An 18,678-nucleotide genomic window follows, 5' to 3' on the forward strand; every position below is an offset into this window, starting at 1 on the left:
TGCTGACGCATCAGAATATTGATTTCAGACATCAATAGGCACATCATAGACATCAATTATCAGAGCCTGCGCAAGATAACCCGATGGTGAATCGTGATTACTGCCGCTCAGATGCGGGCCGCCCGGGCCCTTCTCGGTATCGACCAGCGCCAGCTGGCCGAACTGGCGGGAATTTCGGTCCCGACGATCCAGCGAATGGAAGCAAGCGCCGATGTGGTGCGCGGCAATGTTGACACCCTGATGCGTCTGCTGGCTGCGCTGGACGGTGCGGGCATCGAGGTGATTAACGATGGAGCCGTTAGCCCGGACGGCGGGCGCGGGGTCCGGCTCAAAACGAAGGTCAAGCCCTCAGAGAGTGGAATGACGGAACCATCCATGCCCTCGCGTGCAGCGAGGGCGCCCCCGTGACGCCGGTTTCCGTCTTGTTGACATGCGAGGCAGGGTTGCTTGGGACGGCGGTGCTGGCGGTCTTGATCGCCCGTTCGAACCGATCAACGCCGGTGGTCTACGGCGCCAGCCTGATTTTCTGCGCCATCGCCTTTGTAACCGCGCTTGCATGTCTTGCAACCGGTCTTCCGTCCACAGACGCGCCGATGCTTGTCCTTCCCATTGGCCTGCCGTGGCTGGGAAGCCATTTCCGGCTCGATGCGCTCGCCGCCTTCTTCCTGACGGTCATCAATCTTGGCGGTGTCCTCTCGTCTGTCTACGCGCTTGGATACGGCCGTCACGAACACGCGCCGCATCGCGTGCTGCCGTTCTTTCCAGCTTTCCTCGCCGGCATGAACCTGGTCATTCTGGCGGACGACGCCTTCACTTTCCTCATCTCCTGGGAGTTCATGTCGCTTGCCTCCTGGGCACTGGTGATGGCCCACCATCACGACGCCAGCAACCGGAAGGCCGGCTATGTCTATATCGTCATGGCAAGTTTCGGCACGCTGGCCCTGTTGCTTGCCTTCAGCCTGCTTGCGGGTCTTAGTGGCAACTACGGCTTTACCGCGATGCGGATATCCGAACACACGCCACTAACAGCCGGTCTTGTGCTCGCCTTGCTGCTGCTCGGTGCTGGTTCAAAGGCGGGTCTCGTGCCGCTGCATGTCTGGTTGCCGCTGGCGCATCCGGCAGCCCCAAGCCATGTCTCCGCCTTGATGAGTGGGGTCATGACCAAGGTCGCGATCTATTGTTTCATCCGCGTTGTCTTCGATCTGCTCGGCATGCCGACATGGTGGTCAGGCATCGTCGTCCTAGCCATCGGCGCCGGGACTACGGTGCTCGGCATCCTGCAGGCGCTGATGGAGAGCGACCTTAAACGGCTGCTCGCCTACAGCACCATCGAAAATATCGGGGTGATCTTCGTCAGCCTCGGGCTGGCGCTTGCCTTCAAGGCAAACGGCATGGGACTGGCGGCGGCATTGGCGTTGACTGCCGCGCTGTTCCATACCCTCAACCATTCCTTCTTCAAGAGCCTGCTCTTCTTCGGCGCCGGCGCGGTGCTGACGGCGACAGGTGAGCGGGACATGGACAAGCTCGGTGGCCTTATCCATCGCATGCCGGTCACCAGCGTCGTCTTCCTCGTCGGCTGTGTCGCGATCTCGGCCCTGCCGCCATTCAACGGCTTCGTGTCCGAGTGGCTGGCGTTCCAGGCCATCTTGCAAAGCCCTGCCGTGCCGCAATGGGGCTTGAAGATCCTGGTGCCGGCGGTCGGTGGCTTGCTCGCCCTGTCGGCGGCGCTCGCGGCTGCCTGTTTCGTCAAGGCATTCGGCGTGACCTTTCTCGGTCGTCCGCGTAGCACTGTGGCCGAGCAGGCGGTGGAGGTCGACCGCTTCTCGCTTGCGGCGATGTCTGTGCTGGCCGTGCTGTGCCTTCTCGCCGGCATCCTGCCGGGGATCGTCATCGACGGGCTTGCGCCTGTAACACTGTCGCTGATCGGAGACCGGATGCCGCTGCAGACGGATATTCCATGGCTGTCGATCGTGCCGGTTGCCGAAAGCCGGAGTTCCTACAACGGCCTTCTGGTATTCCTGTTCACGCTTCTCTCAGCGTCACTGACGGCTTATCTCATCCACCGTTTTGCCTCTCGGGGGCTGCGTCGCGCACCCGCCTGGGATTGCGGTTTTCCCGAGATCAGCCCGGCAACGCAATATACGGCGGGCAGCTTCGCCCAGCCCATCCGACGCGTTTTTGGAACGCTGGTTTTCCGCGTCCGAGAGAGCGTCGACATGCCCGCGCCCGGTGATCTCAGGCCGGCGCGTTTCTCCGTCGAGACCCATGATCTGATCTGGGAAGGCCTCTACCTGCCGATCATCGGCGCCGTCGGTTTCGCCGCCGAAAAGCTCAACCATCTGCAATTCCTGACGATCCGTCGCTATCTGAGCCTGGTTTTCCTAGCGCTTGTTTTCTTGCTGCTGGTGCTGGCGCTATGGTCGTGATCTCCGCCCTCTTTGTCCAGACTTTTCAGATGGCGCTCGTCGTGCTGCTCGCACCGCTGCTGACCGGTTTCATCCGTCTGATCAAGGCGCGATTGCTGCGCCGGCGGGGGCCGTCCATGATCCAGCCCTACCGCGACATCCTGCGGCTCCTGCGCAAGGAAGTGGTGCTGGCCGAGAATGCGTCATGGCTGTTCAGGGTAACACCCTATCTGATCTTCGCCGTAACCTGGGTCGCAGCCGCCATCATCCCCACGTTCGCCACCGGCCTCATCTTCAGCTGGACGGCGGATCTGATCGCCATCATCGCGCTGCTTGGCAGCGCCCGTTTCTTTCTGGCGCTCGCCGGAATGGACGTCGGCACCAGCTTCGGCGGTATCGGATCGAGCCGCGAGGCGATGATCGCAACGCTGGCAGAGCCATCGATGCTGCTGATTATCTTCACGCTTGCCCTGATCGCGGGCTCGACCCAGCTTTCGAGCATCGCCGCCTTTATGACCTCCCCGCAGGTGGGCCTGCGTGTTTCACTGGCGATCGCCTTGATCGCCCTCGTCATGGTCGCGATCGCCGAAAACGCCCGTATCCCCGTTGATAATCCGGCAACCCATCTGGAGTTGACCATGGTGCATGAAGCCATGGTGCTCGAATACTCCGGACGGCACCTCGCGATGATCGAGCTGACCGCATCCCTGAAGCTCCTGCTCTACATGTCCCTGATCGCCTGCATGTTCGTCCCGTGGAAACTCGCTGTGCTAGGAGAGGGGCCGGCCGCCTATCTGGTGGGCATGCTCGCCTATCTCGTCAAGCTCGCGGTCGGCGGCGCTCTCCTGGCCCTGTTCGAGACCGCGACCGCCAAGATGCGGGTCTTCCGCGTGCCCGAATTCCTGGGCGCGGCGCTCATGCTCGGCCTGCTCGCGACCCTGCTGCGGTTCGTCTCGAGGAGTCTGTGATGAACGGAACGGTCTTCGACATCGCCCATATGCTCGCTGGTGGTCTGGTCCTGGTCAGCATGATGATGCTTTATCAGGACCGTCTCTACGCATTGCTCAACGTCTTCGCGCTGCATTCGCTGATATTGACCCTGTCGGTGGCCTGGCAGGCCTTCGTTCAGGATGCTCCGCATCTCTATGTCACGGCGGCGATCGCTCTCGTCTTCAAGGCCATCGTCATTCCCGTGGTGCTCCATCGCATGATCCGCCAGCTCGGGATACACCGCGAGATCGAGACCGTCGTCGGCATCGGCCCCACCATGCTCGCCGGCATCGGCCTCGTCGCTTTAGCGACGGTGGTAATGCTTCGGGTGACGCCGGAGGCAGATCCGTTGGCGCGGGAGGACCTTGCCTTCGCATTGTCGGTCCTGCTGCTCGGGCTGCTGATCATGGTCACGCGCCGCAACGCTGTCAGCCAGGTCGTGGGCTTCATGTCGCTCGAGAACGGGCTGGTGCTTGCCGCGACCGGCGCCAAGGGCATGCCACTGGTCGTCGAGATCAGCGTCGCCTTCTCGATCCTGATCGCCTTCATCGTTATCGGCGTTTTTCTGTTTCGCATCCGCGAACGCTTCGACACGGTCGATGTCCGTGCACTCGATGATTTCAAGGGGAGGCGGCGGAAATGAGCGCGTTCTCCTTTGTTCTCAGCTTCGATGCCGTGGCTGCCGTCCTCGTGATACCGATCACCGCCGCCGTCCTCCTGGCACTTTTGCCCGGCTATCGGATGACGGCGCGGCTGAACGTATTTGCAAGTCTGCTGACCTTGCTCTCCGCCCTCTCCTTGCTTGTGACCGCGCGGCCGACACCGGGGCAATATCTGCTCGTCGACGATCTCAATATCGTTTTCATCGTCCTCAACAGCTTCGTGGGTTTTACCACCAGCATGTTCAGTGCCAGCTACATCGCCCATGAATTGGAAACCGGCCGGCTGACACCTGCGAACCTTCGCTTCTACCATGCCATGTATCAGATCATGATGTTCGGGATGAATCTCGCCTTCGTATCGAACAATATTGGCCTAATGTGGGTCGCCATCGAGCTTGCGACGCTGACGACGGTGCTGATGGTTGGCATCTACCGCACGCACGAGGCCCTCGAAGCCGCCTGGAAATATTTCATTCTGGGGAGCGTCGGTATCGCCTTTGCACTCTTTGGCACCATTCTCGTCTATCTGGCGGCGCAGCCAATTGTCGGCGAAGGTTATGATGCCATGGTCTGGACCATTTTGATCGATCACGCCTCGGCCTTCGATCCGGCGCTTCTCAACGTCGCTTTCGTCTTCCTGCTGCTTGGCTATGGCACCAAGGTCGGCCTTGCGCCACTACACGCCTGGCTACCGGATGCGCATGCCGAAGGACCAACGCCAATCTCGGCCGTTTTGTCCGGCCTGCTCCTGAATGTCGCACTCTACGCGGTTTTACGCTTCAAGATGCTGCTCTCGGCCAATCCCGAGGCTCTTGCGCCTGGACCGCTGATGATGACGATGGGGCTCGCCTCGCTGATTTTCGCGGCGTTCATGCTTTACCGTCGCCGCGATATCAAGCGCCTGTTTGCCTATTCTTCGATCGAGCATATGGGCATCATCGTCTTTGCCTTCGGTCTGGGCGGACCGATCGCCAATTTCGCCGGGCTATTGCATATGGTCATGCATTCGCTGACCAAATCGGCGATCTTCTTTGCTGTCGGCCACATCGCTCAGGTCAAGGGAACGCAAAGACTATCTGCTATCCGCGGTTTGACTGAAACGCATCCAGGGCTCGGTTGGGGTCTACTGATCGGTGTCGTCGCTATTGCCGGCCTGCCGCCGGCAGGAATATTCATGAGCGAGTTCCTGATCGTCAGCTCGGCATTCGCGCGACAGCCGTTGCTTGCTGTTCCGCTCGTCTTCGGACTACTGGTCGCTTTCGGGGCATTGCTGCTGCGGCTGACAGGGGCCGTCTTTGGGCAGCCGCGCGGCAACACGGCGCCCGCCGAGGCATCCTATATTCCAATGTATGCCCATCTCGCACTGGTGCTCGTCGCGGGCATTTATCTGCCGTCGGAGCTGGTTGCCTGGTTCCAGCATGTTGCCAATCTTCTTCGATGATGCGGGGGGAACATGTCGATGTTGAATGATATCCTCGAGAAAGGTCGATCCATTCCGCACCATGCGCCGTGGCCGCGTGCCGTTGTCGATCAGGCTGTTTGGATATCGGCGGCACAGGCGCTTTGCGAAGGGCGTCTGATCCTGCTCGGTCTCTGGGGCGAGCAAAACGCAGCTCACATGGCACTGCTCGACGAACCGGCTGGCATGATCGGCGTTGTCAGCCTGGAAGGGTTGGACGGTGATGCGTATCCTTCCGTGGCGCAAGTGCATCCACCGGCGCTGCGGCTAGAGCGGGCAATGCGCGATCTGACCGGGCTTAAATCACAGGATTTGCCGGACACCCGGCCATGGCTCGATCACGGCCGATGGGATCTGCGTCATCCTCTTGGCGCGCGAGGCCTTCCGTTGCCGCCACTGGAGGTTAGTTCCTATCCATTTCTCCGCTCTAAAGGCGAAAGCCTGCATCAGATTCCAGTCGGCCCCGTGCATGCCGGCATCATCGAACCGGGACATTTCCGTTTCACCGCCAACGGCGAGACGGTCGTTCGCCTCGAAGAGCGGCTCGGCTATGTTCACAAGGGGATAGAGGCGCTGATGGCAGGCGCGGACCTGATCCGTGGAACACAGCTCGCTGGGCGGATTTCCGGTGACAGCACTGTGGCCTATGCTTATGCCTTTGCGCGGGCCGTGGAGGCCGCGTTCGGGCTCGTAGTTCCGCCCCGGGCGATTTGGCTGCGCGCGCTGATGGCCGAACTGGAGCGGCTCGCCAACCATCTCGGTGATATCGGCGCCATCTGCAACGACGCCGCATTTCCGTTGATGCTGGCCCATTGCGGCGTGCTGCGCGAACGCGTGCTGCGTGCCGCGGATGCCGCCTTCGGCCACCGATTGATGCGTGATCGGATCGTACCAGGCGGCGTCATCACCGATCTGAATGACGATACGGCGACTGGCTTGCGAAGCCTGCTTGCCGAAATCCGCCGCAAGTTCCCGGCATTGGTGGAACTCTACGACAATACCGCCTCGCTGCAGGACCGGACCGTTGGCACAGGTCGGCTGCGCGCTGAGCTAGTCCGTGAATATGGGGCAGGTGGCTATGTCGGACGGGCCTCTGAACGCGGTTTCGACGCACGACATTTCCTGCGCTACCCGCCCTATGATAGTCTTTCTTTCGAGGTTCCGGTGCTTGGCGACGGCGACGTCAACGCGCGTGTCTGGATCCGTATCCGCGAAATCGAACAGAGCCTGTCGCTGGCTGAGCAGATTCTCGACCAGCTTCCGAAAGGCCCGATCCTCAAAGCCACACCATTCGTTGGGGAAGGCCGGGAAGGCTTGGCTCTCGTCGAGGGCTTTCGCGGTGATGTGCTGGTTTGGCTACGGCTTACGCCGGAGGGCATGATCGAACGCTGCCATCTGCGCGATCCATCCTGGTTCCAGTGGCCGCTTCTCGAGGCGGCGATCGAAGGCAATATCGTTGCCGATTTCCCGCTCTGCAACAAGTCGTTCAACTGTTCCTATTCTGGTCATGATCTTTGAAGGCAGTTACCCATGCGAAAGCTCCTCTTCGAAAGCCTGATCCGCCTGCCGCTGACGGAACCGGCGCCATCCCCCTCTGATACGGCAATGGAGGAGCTTACCGCTTCCATCGACGAAGCCGCTCGCCGGCGTCTCGGGCGCAGCCTGTCGATCCGTGCAGTCGACGCCGGCTCTTGCAACGGTTGCGAGTTAGAGATGCACGCTCTGAGCAATGCCTTCTACGATATAGAGCGTTTTGGCATCCGTTTTGTTGCCTCGCCGCGCCATGCTGACGTGCTGCTCGTAACTGGCCCCGTAACCAAGAACATGCGCGAAGCGCTGGAACGGACATACAACGCCACGCCGGCTCCAAAGTGGGTGGTCGCACTTGGTGGTTGCGCTCGCGATGGCGGATGCTTTGCCGGCAGCTATGCCGTGGTGGGCGGAGTTTCGAAGGTCGTGCCGGTCGATCTCCATATTGCGGGCTGCCCGCCATCGCCGACGGACATCCTTAGAGGTCTTCTTGCTTTGCTTGAACATGTGAACACGGGAGGCCGCGCTTCGTGACGGTGAGTTTCCATGGTTCGACTTCTCCAGGCTGGACTTATTGCAATAAAGGCGCTGATCACTGCCCTTCGGCGCTGGATTTTCTCGCCAGTGCTGCCATCGCTGCGGTTACACGGCAAGAAGCTGGATGACCATCAGACGGATCCCGCCATCCGCCTCGCCATCGACGCTGTCGAGAAGGTTTTTCTTCGGGATTTCAAATGGGCTTTCCGCAGGTTGCCAAGTTCCGACACCGGCATTGAGGCGCGCGCCGAAATCCTCGATGAGGGGCGGCCGACAGGTCGGTTCTTGCCGCTACAAATCAGATCCATATCGTCGACGAGCAAGAGGCATGGCGATCATACCTATCGCGGAGAGAAGAAACACCTCGACTATTGGACAAGGCATTCGTTACCGGTCTGTGTGATCATCGTCGATTCTGAAAGCGGCCTGATGCTCTGGCAACAGGTTGAGAAGCGGTTGTGTGTGATAATGGAGGCGGAATGGTCGATCGTCATTCCGGCGACCAATGTGCTCGACGCCTCAGCCAGGCTCTGCTTCGATGAGACCATAACAACCGATCCAGAGTTACTGATGCGCTCCGCCTTTGCGCTCGATCACGCGCTGATGCAGGAAATGCAGGGTCAGACAACGTTTTTCGTATGGGACGAATGGGGCGACACGACTGCAATCTTTGGCAATCTCCGCATCTATGTCGGTGAAAGCCAAAGGCAAGAGCCGGATGTGCGGATCGATTATTGTCTTCGCGGGCATAGTCTTCATGAGATCATGACCAGGCTTTTCCCCTGGGCGACCTATTGCTATGCCGAACCGATTTCGGAATATTCCGGCGAGATTGCGGTGCACATCCTGGAGGTGGAACTACGACCTGAAGCCTACGCCTATCTAGAAGCAGAGAGTTTCCTGGAGGCAGGTTATCCCGAAGAAGAGGAACCATCGGCTCCGGAGCCCGATGATTTCATCACGGAAGAGGAGGAACGGGAATTCTGGCGCAGCCGGCGAACGCCCCACGATCCTCGCAATTAGGCTGGCAGCGGATACCGATCTCAAACATTCTGCTGAGGTCGGTCTGAACAACGGCGGCGCATGGGACGCATTGAAGTAGCCGGCCAGCTTCCATCAAAGATGCCGTAGCGCCCCAAGATCCGTCCGGTCATCGGGACACCGCGGATGCTTCACTTCGCAAAAGTCAGGTTTTGTTTGAGCGCTTTTGAAGCGCGCGAGCGACATAAAGGCCGCCAACTAGGCCGACTATAACGCTCATGGTCATGTTGCGGGTGGCATCATCCTTCACAATCGGGCGAACCATCACGGCGCCGTCGCGAGATTCGGCGTATTGCGGGCCACGCAGAATGAAGAAGCCTTGCGCCGCCGTGAAAAAAGCAACGCCTGCGATTACACCCATCAGAAGGGCACGTTTATTAGTAAAGATGCTGTTACTCATGACACCCCTATTTCTTAACTTTGCCACCGGCATCGTCTCGTCGACACCCGTTCGGCCTGATAGGTTGGTGGAGCCTGTTTTGATAGTACTTCCCCCCGTCCCGCAAACGACCCCACAAGCTCTCAGCCTTGTCGGGCCCAGGCTTTCATTTGCGACATGGGCAAGATTCTGGCAGCCACTGCCGGAGCGGCATGGTTCCCTAAATCACAAAGAGTACCCATGATGTCTCAAGAAGACGAAGGTTGATCGGAACGACTTCAGCGCCTCGGGAATCAAGGCTTTCCTGCACAGAAATCCGCAACAGTTCAATTGGTACAGTGGGAACGGCCTTCGGATGTCATTTCGCCCCCATCCGGAACCGACCCTAAAGAGCGGGCATCTAACGCAAGGGTACTGACAGAAATGCCAGGAAAGCCCCTTATCTTTCTTCCGGAAGACGACGTGTCTGTGCGTACGGAACCTCTGTCTTTGGATTCAGGCGGACCTGCATCTCCTTGCCCGTTTTAAAAAAAGGCACCCATTTTTCTTCAACGAAGACAGCCTCGCCGGTTGACGGATTGCGCCCCGAACGTGGCGGCCTGCGGCGCACAGAAAATATTCCGAAGCCTCGCAGTTCGACCCTTCCACCCTGCGCCAATGTCTCGACAATCTCATCGATAATCGTGTCAACAATCCGCATCACGTCGCTGGGATAGAGATGCGGGTTGCGAGACGCGATAATGTGCACGAGTTCCGATTTGATCATTGTAACCTGTTTTTCCGATTCCTACCGCAAGATGCAGACTTAGCTGATCGCAAACCTCTTTTTAAAGAGATTTGCGATCAGCTAAGTCCTGTGCAGCGTTCGCTTTTCCGACATTGATCTCTCCGAGGTACGTCTTTACCTCTGGGTGAGACAAGAAAAATGATCGCGATCTATCGTTTTCGCTCATGAACGGCGCATCGGCGTTGCCGACTTGCGCCACTACCCCGGAAATCCCAGCTCTCGCTGTCTCAAGATCGAAGTACACCTCAACTCCATATCGCAGGCAACGGCGGAATTGGGGTCAATTGAGTGCAGATCGCGGGAGCCGCGACGAATTATCATTCCGTTTTGATTATCTTACTCATGTTGACACCGGTGACGCGAAAACCGGTTATGTCATAGACATGCTTGGCGCGCTTATTGTCCTCTGCAACACGCAGCTTTATCTGCTCGAAACCCGTTCGAGCCAACTCGGCTTCCAAGGCTTTCAACGCCTGTTTGCCAAAGCCTTTTCCCTGATGTGCCGCGAAGATATAGAAATCCTTGATGAATACCGAGCGGTTCGCCAGATCAGGCCGATACCAAAGATAGCCCACGACACTTTCGGTTTCCGACGTTTGGTTTATGACACAGCGCATGACCTCGTCAGGCGTGTCGACGCCAAGTGGCAGATCGTCCGCAACTTCCCGTCTGGCCTGTGCTAGGGCCTCAAGACTGGAAAGCCCATAATTGGCCGAAATCTCGGCGGCGTAGTCAGGGATGAAATATTCGAGGTAATCCGAATACTCCCTGTCACGCATTGGTCTGAATGAGATCATGATATTTCCTGTCCATGAGACTAAGGCAAGCAGCATACCGGGTAGAAAGAAGGTTTCCCGAACGCAAAGACTGGGGCGAGCTAAGCCTACAAGAGCGTGATAATGAGATCGGCGAGCGGTGGAACCCTTTGCTTCACTAAGAGCAATCGCCGAGCCAGGTGAAGAAGGGGATGCCAAGCTTATGGCAGGTCTCTATCAGCCCAAGTCGGCGCTCAGTATCAGCACCGATCGTGCTTTCAGTTATCGTCGCGTAGCTGCTTCAACAATTCGTTTCGGATAATGGTGTCTTCCGCCGTCGATATGCAAGCGCCACCGAGCCCGCGTGCAAGGGCTCTGTTCCAATCCGGTTCGGAGCGATCTGCCTTGCGAATGATGTAGCCATCCTCTTCGCCGCCTTGTCCAAACCAGGTGAACTCATAATCCGACACGACAAGGAGCCTGCTTCGTTCTTCCAGCGTAAGTGACCGAAGCTGGCGTTCGATGACGCGCTTCTGTTTCCCATCCTCCCACGCCGCAGTGATCTGTTTAAAAAGGCCCATCTCAATTCTCGCGCTGAATAGTATACCATCGAGAGTCAGACTTGGGCCTTGGACTGCCCTGTCCTGGCTGCGCTCACCCTGCTCATGGTTTTGCCGGCTGCTCCGGCACGATTAACAAAGCTGTGAACGTGAAGGCAACAAAATATTCCAGACCTGAGCCGGCTTCTCGCTCAAAATCAACAGCTTGACTTTTATTGTAGTAGGGCTGCTTACTATGTGACCAACCAACGGGACCATATGTATGATCCGGATTTGGCAGAGCTTGCTTCGCCGGTTCAGGAAAGCGGAAACTATCGGCCATCAAGATGCCAAAAGTCTCTTCGGGGTCTCTCATCGGGGCACCGGTCTACTCAGCGCTCTCGTCAGACTTTGATCTATCTGTCTTCGTGGTTGGTAAGCTCTTCACAGCTTGGGTATCCGCCGTCTCAGCCTTTCCGTCGGTTGGTGCATCATCCAAGGCCGCCTTCAGGTCGACGTCTCCCCAGATCGATATTTGCCGTTTGGATGGGCTGCGCTTGTTCTTGATCTCAACGACGAATGCTTTCTTCCCTAGCTTCATATTACCCGGCCAGAATGAGGTATGAATATACAGACGTTTGATGCTGCCGTTTGAATCGTCCAATGATCCCGCTTCAACCTCCCGCGAAAATCGCTGACTTGGGACGCCTTTACGACCGTGTACTTGTCGAAAAAAAGCCAATCCCAAACGAGATCGATCTGCTGACATTCTTAAAGGTGCGGCCTATTATGGCGAGAGGGAAGCGGATTCATCCGCTGCGCAAATTAACCTGCGGAGCCTGCAATGAGGCATCTGGGGGAAAATTCGTCACCCGCATCATTAGACATGTCACGATAATTTACAGACTCAACATTCCGCCTATGGTTACAATTAAGCGTTCTCCAGCGGCTTTGCGAATGTCAACTGGCCATCATTGCTCGCTTTACTGTGGTAGATGTCTGCCTAGATCGAATTAACGCTTGCGGACGAATTCGGTACGCAGAACAAGACCCTTGATCCCCTCAAAACGGCAGTCGATTTCCTCGAGATTATGTGTGAGGCGGATCGACTTGATGACGGTGCCTTGCTTCAGGGTCTGGTTGGCCCCTTTCACCTTGAGATCCTTAATAAGGCTAACAGAGTCACCATCGGCAAGGATATTCCCAGCTGCGTCACGAACCAGCATCTGATCGCCATTAGCCGACGCTGCCATCTCGGCGGCTGGGCGCCACTCGCCGGTTACCTCATCGTAGATATATGCGTCGTCGCTGCCCATGTCTGTCTCCTCATGTCGCAAATGCGAGTTACTCCGCCCGACCAATACATGACCGCTTTCGTGATCTGATCGAGATTTGCCGTTCAATCATGAATGCCGCTTATAGTAGACGATCCATCTGTGCAACACGTGTGGTGAAGAGAGCTTCCAGCCAATAAATAATCCGAATATTGGCTTGAACTCGGTTTTATCCTCACAAGGCGATGGGCCTTCGTCGGAAAAGCTCCCTGACCTGACACTCGCATATCGCGATGCCACATCAGAAACCGTTCACACGGAGCACTTGGAAATAATGCGTGCCGCGCTAGGTCACGGAATTGAGCGAGGCCGGGGAGTTTGTCCTCGGCGATCGATCAATGCCTTTGGTTGTTCATAACAGCCTTTTGTACCGAATTAAGTGCATTAACATTTCATTTAGCGCAGAACGTGCATCTGCTACTCCATAGCACAAAGCCTTAGATTATAAGGCTATTGCGACATTTACATGCCGCCTCGCAGCCGACGCACTGGAGTGCGAAGACGTTCCGCGCTGATGCGGAAAGCAGAAACATGATGAGCAGACGATATTTTTTCGAGATTTTGGCGAATAGGTTGTCGTGCCCGGACAGTAAGGGAATGGAGCATCCTACCATCGCGTCCGCAATAACATATGGTCAGAGGGTGGCCGACGAAATTGGCTCAGAGGCCGAATATCGAGACGCGATTGTACTGGTATTTGACGACACGGGCCGATGGATTGCCGAGTTGAACTGCCAATTGCAGAAGGCTTAAGCAGAGCGCGAACGTGTCATCCAAACGCAAGGCCCTCTCAAATGCCGGAGGCAAGAAGAGCCCGATCCCCCCGGACTGAGTTTCCGAAGAAAACCTGACGACGCGGGCGCTGCGTAGCCTGATAGACAGATTGGTTTTCCGCTTCGCGGGGCTTCTGATTTCGTCAAGCTGTCCAGACAGTGGATCAGCCTATCGCCGATATCAGTGCTAGTACCAGCAAGACAAGTATTGTGATGGGAATCATCACACACAGCGTAAGGAACGTGTCACGACGGATATTTTCCCAATAGTTGCGGCGCGCGTACCTCATGTTCGCATACTCCAATTTTTGATTGCAGCATTTTACAACCATCACCCGCAAAGATCATCTGGAAAGATTGCGGTCTGGGCCTTCAAACTGGACCATTTTCGGCTAGATTTTTCCCGGCCGGAATGTTTCCAAAAGCGAAACACTGACCGAGCATTACCTCGCAGACAGGTCCACCGCCAGATCGCTGCTCACCGCGGCGGCGCTATCCGAAGCGGCTGCGATCACTCTAACCCGTAGATCATTGGAGTCAGAGCAACTCTCGCCTCAGCAGCCCGTCCAGCCATTCGGCAAACACTTGGAGCCGTCGCGAGAGATGCTGGCGATGCGGATAGACCAATGCGATCGGCATAGGCGCGGCGCGATGATCAGACATGACCTCGACGAGTTCACCCGCGTCGAGATGCCCTCTGACGTCATAGGCGGGGATCTGGATGAGACCGAGCCCGGCGAGGCAGCAGGCGATGTAGGCTTCGGCGCTGTTGACGGTGACGCGGGTGCGCATCAACAACATCCGTACCTCGCCGTCCTCGACCCATTCCCAATCCTCGACGCGCCCCGTCGACGGAGAAGCATAGTTGACGGCGAAATGGGTGCCAAGATCTTCCGGCTGTTCCGGCGTGCCGTGATCGGAGAGATAACCGGGACTCGCGACATTGATCAGCGGCAGGTCGCCGATCTTGCGGGCGATCAAACTTGAGTCCCCAAGCGGTCCGACACGCAGGACGCAGTCAACACTCTCCTCCACCAGGTTCACCGCGCGGTCGGTGGTGCGCAATTCGATGTCGAGTTTGGGATGACGGGCGAGGAACTCCGGCAGGGCGGGCGCGATGACCAGCCGGCCGATCCGGCCCGGCACGTCGATGCGGAGCATACCTGTAGGCCCGACTGAAGCCTGCCGGAACAGTCCCTCCGTCTCCTCGACATCGGCGATCAGCCGCAGGCAGCGCTCATAGAAAGCGGCACCGTCCTGGGTCGGCGCGACCCTCCGGGTGGTGCGGTGAAGCAGGCGGGCTCCGACACGTGACTCGAGGTCGATCACGGCTGCTGACACTGACGAGCGCGGAAGCCCGAGCGTGTCCGCAGCGCGGGTAAAGCTCGCGCATTCGACGACGCGAGTGAAGGTGCGGAAAAGATCGATACGGTCCAAGGAAGCCAACTCTATTGATTGTCCGTCATTTCTGACGGGTGATGTCAGAATAAGCAGCTTTATAACGTTATCATAGACGATATGGTGCGCTGCAGGAAGCGGTCACGTGGGCGGGCCGCCGGGCAACCCAGGAGGCCAACGCCATGACCGATCACAGCATCAAGGGGAAAACCGTTCTTATCGCCGGCGGCGCGAAGAATCTCGGCGGGCTGATCGCCCGCGATCTCGCCGCAGAGGGCGCGAAAGCGGTCGCCGTCCATTACAACACCAGCGCCACCAAGCCGGCAGCCGACGAGACCGTGGCCGCGATCAAGGCTGCCGGCGCTGAGGCCTTTGCCTTCCAGGCCGATCTCACCACGGCTGGCGCAGTGGAAAAGCTGTTCGCCGAGGCCAAGGCGGCCATGGGTTCGATCAACATCGCCATCAACACCGTCGGCAAGGTGCTGAAGAAGCCGATGGTCGAGATATCGGAAGCCGAGTATGACGAGATGACTGCGGTCAATTCGAAGACGGCCTTCTTCTTCCTCAAGGAAGCCGGCAGACATGTCAGCGACAACGGCAAGGTGGTAACGCTCGTCACTTCGCTGCTCGGCGCGTTCACGCCTTTTTACGCGGCCTATGCCGGCACCAAGGCGCCGGTCGAGCATTTCACGCGGGCGGCATCGAAGGAGTTCGGCGAACGCGGCATCTCGGTGACGGCGATCGGCCCAGGCCCGATGGACACGCCCTTCTTCTACCCGGCCGAGGGCGCCAATGCCGTCGCCTATCATAAAACGGCGGCGGCGCTGTCAAACTTCTCCAAGACCGGCCTCACCGACATCGAGGACATCGTCCCCTTCATCCGTTTCCTCGTCTCGGACGGCTGGTGGATGACCGGCCAGACCATCCTCGTCAACGGCGGCTACACCACGAAGTAATTTGTGATGCGGCCGGGCTGACGCCCGGCCGCCTTCGTTTCCGACCCCTTGTTTAGATGGAGCCAACCTCGCGGCGTCGCTCCGGGGGCCTCGTCATGGCCAACCGATTCCAGTCCCTGTTCGATGTGCCGCGCGAGCATTTCCTGAGTGACGCGACCAAGAGCCATGACTGGCGGATCGACCAGCTCGAGCGCATGGAGCGCATGGAGCGCATGCTCACCGACAACAGGCAAGCGCTCTATCAGGATTTCGGCAAGCCGCCCTTCGAGCAGCTGTTCGAGATCACCGTGCCGAGCGGCGTGATCCGACACTATCGCGACAGCCTGAAGGCACTGATGGCGCCGCAGCCTGCGCCGATTCCGCCTGAGGTGGTGGTTACCTGCAAGCGCTGACGGCCAAGGCAAGGGCAGGGGAGCTTCTATCGGGCCTATGTGGATGGCAGCACTGAGATCGACGGGATCACACCTTCGCATGGTGCGAGAGGAGTGATCCCGTCTGATGGGCTAGATCCGGATTAATCGACGGTGCCATGGCCTTGGAGATAGCCCTTCCTGCGCGCGTCCGGCATAATGATTGCGGCGATGAAGGCAATGACCATCATGGCTGTCACGTACCAGAAGAACCAGTTTTCATGTCCAACGGACTTGAACCACAATGCGACATATTCGGCAGTACCGCCGAAGATCGCGTTGCCGATGGCGTAAGCCAAACCGACGCCAAGAGCGCGAACTTCTGCCGGGAACATCTCCGCCTTCACCAAACCGCTAATCGAGGTGTAGATACTGACAACTGCGAGTGCTGCGGTGATCAGCACGAATGCTGTGGTCGGCTCCTTTACGCCGCCAATCGCGGTGAGCAACGGTACGGTGGTTAGCATCGACAACAAGCCCCAGATGAGCATCGAATTACGCCGCCCTATCTTATCGGAAAGCGCTCCGAAAATGGGCTGCAGCAGCATGTAGACAAGAAGCACCACGGTCATCGTTGTGCTGGCCGTTTCCTTGCTGAAACCCGCCGTGTTGACGAGATATTTTTGCATGTAAGTGGTGAAGGTGTAGAAGATCAGCGATCCGCCGGCGGTATAGCCGACCACGGTGAGGAACGCCCGCCTGTGGTGTTTTAACAGACCGGAAATGCTACCCGCCTCCTTTTTAGTCCGGGTTTCCGCGGTCGATGTTTCATGCAAGGAGCGGCGCAGGAAAACCGCTACAATCGCCGCAACACCGCCTATGGCGAACGGAATGCGCCAGCCCCAAGCTTTGAGTTCAGGCTCGTCAAGGAACTGTTGCAGGATAACAAGAACGAGAACCGCAAGAAGCTGGCCGCCGATCAACGTCACATATTGGAACGAACCGAAAAAGCCACGCCGTCCGGCAAGCGCCACTTCGCTCATATAGGTTGCGGTCGTGCCATATTCGCCGCCGACTGACAGGCCTTGAAGCAGGCGCACAAGCAGCAGAAGGATCGGGGCTAGAATGCCGATTGTCTCATAAGTCGGCAGGATCGCGATGCAGAAGGAACCGGCGCACATCATTGTCACCGAGATGAGCATCGAACGTTTGCGGCCAAGCCGGTCAGCAATGCGGCCAAACAGCCAGCCTCCGATGGGACGCATGAGAAAGCCAGCGGCGAAGACGGCGGCGGCATTGAGAAGCTGCGAAGTTGAATCGCCTGCCGGAAAGAATTCCGAGGCAAAATAGAGCGCGCAAAAGGAGTAGACGTAAAAATCGTACCACTCGACGAGATTGCCTGAGGCACTGCCGACAATAGCGAAAATGCGTTTTCTTGTGTCAGCCGCATCGTGAATGGGCACCATACGATTCATAGACTATTCTCCAATGAAAAATCGCAAGAACCATCGCCTTTACCGTCTTCCGGAGTGGAAGCCAACCCGTCGTTTGGCGATAGCCAATCCGATTGGAGAACATGACGAGTGCGGGTTCACCGGCGGTTACATGATCATCCAGGATTACATGCGCGAGCAAGAGCAGCGGGTCTTGTCACAAATTTTTCACTGGATTTGCAATCCTGTATAGAGATAAAAGTTCCATAATTGTTATTATGAATTATATCGTACGATAGCTCTTACGCTATATTTAGTCATATCCTAATGTGCCGCATCGCAACAAGGACAAAGGCCTGGTGTCGGAGAATTTGGAATGCCGAGATGCCAACCTCAGTAGACCAACTTCATTTTATGCCCAACCCACTGGAAACGATCAGCTCTGCGATCGCATTCGAGGCGTTGCGCACGAGCATGTCGTTTCGCCGGTCAGGATGCGTTGCGATCCAGATGTCCAGATTTAGCATTGGCTGATCGCTCGAAAGCTTCATGAGCCGCTCATCAGCGTCACCAACAAAGCGCGGCAGCCCTGCAACTCCAATGCCTGTGCAAACGGCTTCGTATTGATTGCTCAAATCCGTCAATTCACAAACGACACGGCGTGCTCCAATGATCTCGTAAAGCCAACGCTTATGATCGAAATCAGCTTGCCGCTCGGTATATCCAATAAACTCCCATTTGGTGGGATCCGCCGCATAGGCGTAGTTTTTTACCGCATATAGGGCGAATTCCATCCCGCCAATCTTCCGGATGATATCGGTGTCTTGGATGCCCGGGGCCAGGCGCACCGCCAAGTCTGCCTCAAGTCGAGACAATGATAGGAAGCGAGACTCGCTCACAATCGCCAATTGCACGAGGGGAAAGCGCCGAGACAGTGTGTGGATGTTTGGCGCAAAAAAATGTCGCGCTAAAATAGGCGGCGCGGTGATGGTGACTTTCGTGCGCTCCCTATTACTCGATGTCATAGCCATGCGTTCAACTTTGAACGCTTTGGCCTCGATATCAACGACCTCCGCCAGCACATCTTGACCAATCGCCGTTAAGCGCGCCTCTCGCGGCAGCCGCTCTATCAGGCGCACATTCAGCTTTCCTTCCAACGATGCCAGGCGCCGGCTGACGGTGGCCTGATCGACATTCAAAAGCCGCGCGGCTCCCGACAGCGTACCTGCCCTGGCAACTGCGCGAAAAATCCGTAAATCTTCCCAGTTCATAAAGCCTGCATATTTGCATAGATTATCCGCTTTTTTCAGTATTTACGCATGCCAAGTCAATGGGCATTTACGGTCAATC

At 57.5% G+C, this 18,678-nt stretch carries 21 protein-coding genes; 11 read left to right on the forward strand and 10 right to left on the reverse strand.

Annotated features, from left to right (window positions below):
* Positions 1-93 precede the first annotated feature (93 nt).
* From EX00_RS20925 to EX00_RS20960, 8 genes are read left to right on the forward strand one after another with little or no spacing between them, the layout of a single operon-like run.
* A complete protein-coding gene (locus EX00_RS20925) occupies positions 94-408 on the forward strand; it encodes a helix-turn-helix domain-containing protein (protein ID WP_234709071.1) in 315 nt (104 codons plus the stop codon).
* A complete protein-coding gene (hyfB, locus tag EX00_RS20930) occupies positions 405-2,426 on the forward strand; it encodes a hydrogenase 4 subunit B (RefSeq protein ID WP_047462224.1) in 2,022 nt (673 codons plus the stop codon). Before EX00_RS20925 ends, hyfB begins: the two co-directional genes overlap by 4 nt.
* Positions 2,417-3,373 (forward strand): respiratory chain complex I subunit 1 family protein, encoded by a 957-nt coding sequence (locus EX00_RS20935; protein WP_047462227.1) that lies wholly within the window; start codon positions 2,417-2,419, stop codon positions 3,371-3,373. The genes hyfB and EX00_RS20935 overlap by 10 nt, the downstream gene beginning before the upstream one ends.
* A complete protein-coding gene (locus EX00_RS20940) occupies positions 3,373-4,038 on the forward strand; it encodes a hydrogenase-4 component E (protein WP_047462229.1) in 666 nt (221 codons plus the stop codon). The genes EX00_RS20935 and EX00_RS20940 overlap by 1 nt, the downstream gene beginning before the upstream one ends.
* Positions 4,035-5,498: a hydrogenase 4 subunit F gene (locus EX00_RS20945; protein WP_047462233.1), complete on the forward strand. Its 1,464-nt coding sequence runs from the start codon at positions 4,035-4,037 to the stop codon at positions 5,496-5,498. The genes EX00_RS20940 and EX00_RS20945 overlap by 4 nt, the downstream gene beginning before the upstream one ends.
* Before the next feature lie 12 nt (positions 5,499-5,510).
* Positions 5,511-7,034, forward strand: coding sequence for a hydrogenase large subunit (locus tag EX00_RS20950; RefSeq protein WP_047462236.1), 1,524 nt, complete (start codon positions 5,511-5,513; stop codon positions 7,032-7,034).
* A 12-nt stretch (positions 7,035-7,046) separates the two neighbouring features.
* Positions 7,047-7,580 (forward strand): NADH-quinone oxidoreductase subunit B family protein, encoded by a 534-nt coding sequence (locus EX00_RS20955; protein ID WP_047462239.1) that lies wholly within the window; start codon positions 7,047-7,049, stop codon positions 7,578-7,580.
* Positions 7,581-7,592: 12 nt separating this feature from the next.
* Positions 7,593-8,606 (forward strand): DUF4365 domain-containing protein, encoded by a 1,014-nt coding sequence (locus EX00_RS20960; protein WP_047462242.1) that lies wholly within the window; start codon positions 7,593-7,595, stop codon positions 8,604-8,606.
* 163 nt (positions 8,607-8,769) lie between these two features.
* Here the strand turns inward: EX00_RS20960 and EX00_RS20965 are convergent, their stop codons facing one another.
* From EX00_RS20965 to EX00_RS20990, 7 genes are all read right to left on the reverse strand, one after another.
* Positions 8,770-9,024, reverse strand: coding sequence for a hypothetical protein (locus EX00_RS20965; protein WP_155294101.1), 255 nt, complete (start codon positions 9,022-9,024; stop codon positions 8,770-8,772).
* Between the two features lie 418 nt (positions 9,025-9,442).
* A complete protein-coding gene (locus EX00_RS20970; protein ID WP_052210836.1) occupies positions 9,443-9,769 on the reverse strand; it encodes an integration host factor subunit beta in 327 nt (108 codons plus the stop codon).
* A gap of 338 nt (positions 9,770-10,107) precedes the next feature.
* Positions 10,108-10,587, reverse strand: a complete 480-nt coding sequence (locus EX00_RS20975) for a GNAT family N-acetyltransferase (RefSeq protein WP_047462247.1) — start codon at positions 10,585-10,587, stop codon at positions 10,108-10,110.
* A gap of 236 nt (positions 10,588-10,823) precedes the next feature.
* Positions 10,824-11,126, reverse strand: coding sequence for a hypothetical protein (locus EX00_RS20980; RefSeq protein ID WP_047462250.1), 303 nt, complete (start codon positions 11,124-11,126; stop codon positions 10,824-10,826).
* 82 nt (positions 11,127-11,208) lie between these two features.
* The gene (locus tag EX00_RS31520) at positions 11,209-11,460 is read right to left on the reverse strand and encodes a hypothetical protein (protein WP_155294102.1); all 252 of its coding nucleotides are present in this window, start codon (positions 11,458-11,460) and stop codon (positions 11,209-11,211) included.
* Positions 11,461-11,472: 12 nt separating this feature from the next.
* Positions 11,473-11,748 (reverse strand): hypothetical protein, encoded by a 276-nt coding sequence (locus EX00_RS20985; RefSeq protein ID WP_047462253.1) that lies wholly within the window; start codon positions 11,746-11,748, stop codon positions 11,473-11,475.
* A gap of 349 nt (positions 11,749-12,097) precedes the next feature.
* Positions 12,098-12,400 carry a zinc ribbon domain-containing protein YjdM gene (locus EX00_RS20990; protein ID WP_047462257.1) on the reverse strand — a complete coding sequence of 101 codons (303 nt, stop codon included), beginning with the start codon at positions 12,398-12,400 and terminating at the stop codon, positions 12,098-12,100.
* Between the two features lie 552 nt (positions 12,401-12,952).
* Here EX00_RS20990 and EX00_RS32290 point away from each other — a divergent pair.
* Positions 12,953-13,171, forward strand: a complete 219-nt coding sequence (locus tag EX00_RS32290; protein WP_404944032.1) for a DUF6894 family protein — start codon at positions 12,953-12,955, stop codon at positions 13,169-13,171.
* Positions 13,172-13,728: 557 nt separating this feature from the next.
* On the opposite strand, the gene EX00_RS21000 is transcribed toward EX00_RS32290, so the two are convergent.
* Positions 13,729-14,628 (reverse strand): LysR family transcriptional regulator, encoded by a 900-nt coding sequence (locus EX00_RS21000; RefSeq protein WP_047462872.1) that lies wholly within the window; start codon positions 14,626-14,628, stop codon positions 13,729-13,731.
* Between the two features lie 143 nt (positions 14,629-14,771).
* Between EX00_RS21000 and EX00_RS21005 the strand changes: the two genes are divergently transcribed.
* Complete coding sequence (locus tag EX00_RS21005) at positions 14,772-15,545, forward strand: SDR family oxidoreductase (protein ID WP_047462263.1); 774 nt, start codon at positions 14,772-14,774, stop codon at positions 15,543-15,545.
* Between the two features lie 95 nt (positions 15,546-15,640).
* Positions 15,641-15,937, forward strand: coding sequence for a hypothetical protein (locus EX00_RS21010; protein WP_047462266.1), 297 nt, complete (start codon positions 15,641-15,643; stop codon positions 15,935-15,937).
* Between the two features lie 122 nt (positions 15,938-16,059).
* Here EX00_RS21010 and EX00_RS21015 read toward each other — a convergent pair whose 3' ends face one another.
* Both EX00_RS21015 and EX00_RS21020 read right to left on the reverse strand, forming a co-directional pair.
* Complete coding sequence (locus tag EX00_RS21015) at positions 16,060-17,370, reverse strand: MFS family transporter (RefSeq protein WP_047462268.1); 1,311 nt, start codon at positions 17,368-17,370, stop codon at positions 16,060-16,062.
* A 365-nt stretch (positions 17,371-17,735) separates the two neighbouring features.
* Positions 17,736-18,599 (reverse strand): LysR family transcriptional regulator, encoded by an 864-nt coding sequence (locus EX00_RS21020; protein WP_047462271.1) that lies wholly within the window; start codon positions 18,597-18,599, stop codon positions 17,736-17,738.
* Positions 18,600-18,678: the final 79 nt, after the last annotated feature.

Source organism: Martinezella rhizogenes, from assembly GCF_000799715.1.
In the GTDB taxonomy this organism is placed as follows: Bacteria; Pseudomonadota; Alphaproteobacteria; order Rhizobiales; family Rhizobiaceae; genus Rhizobium; species Rhizobium rhizogenes_C.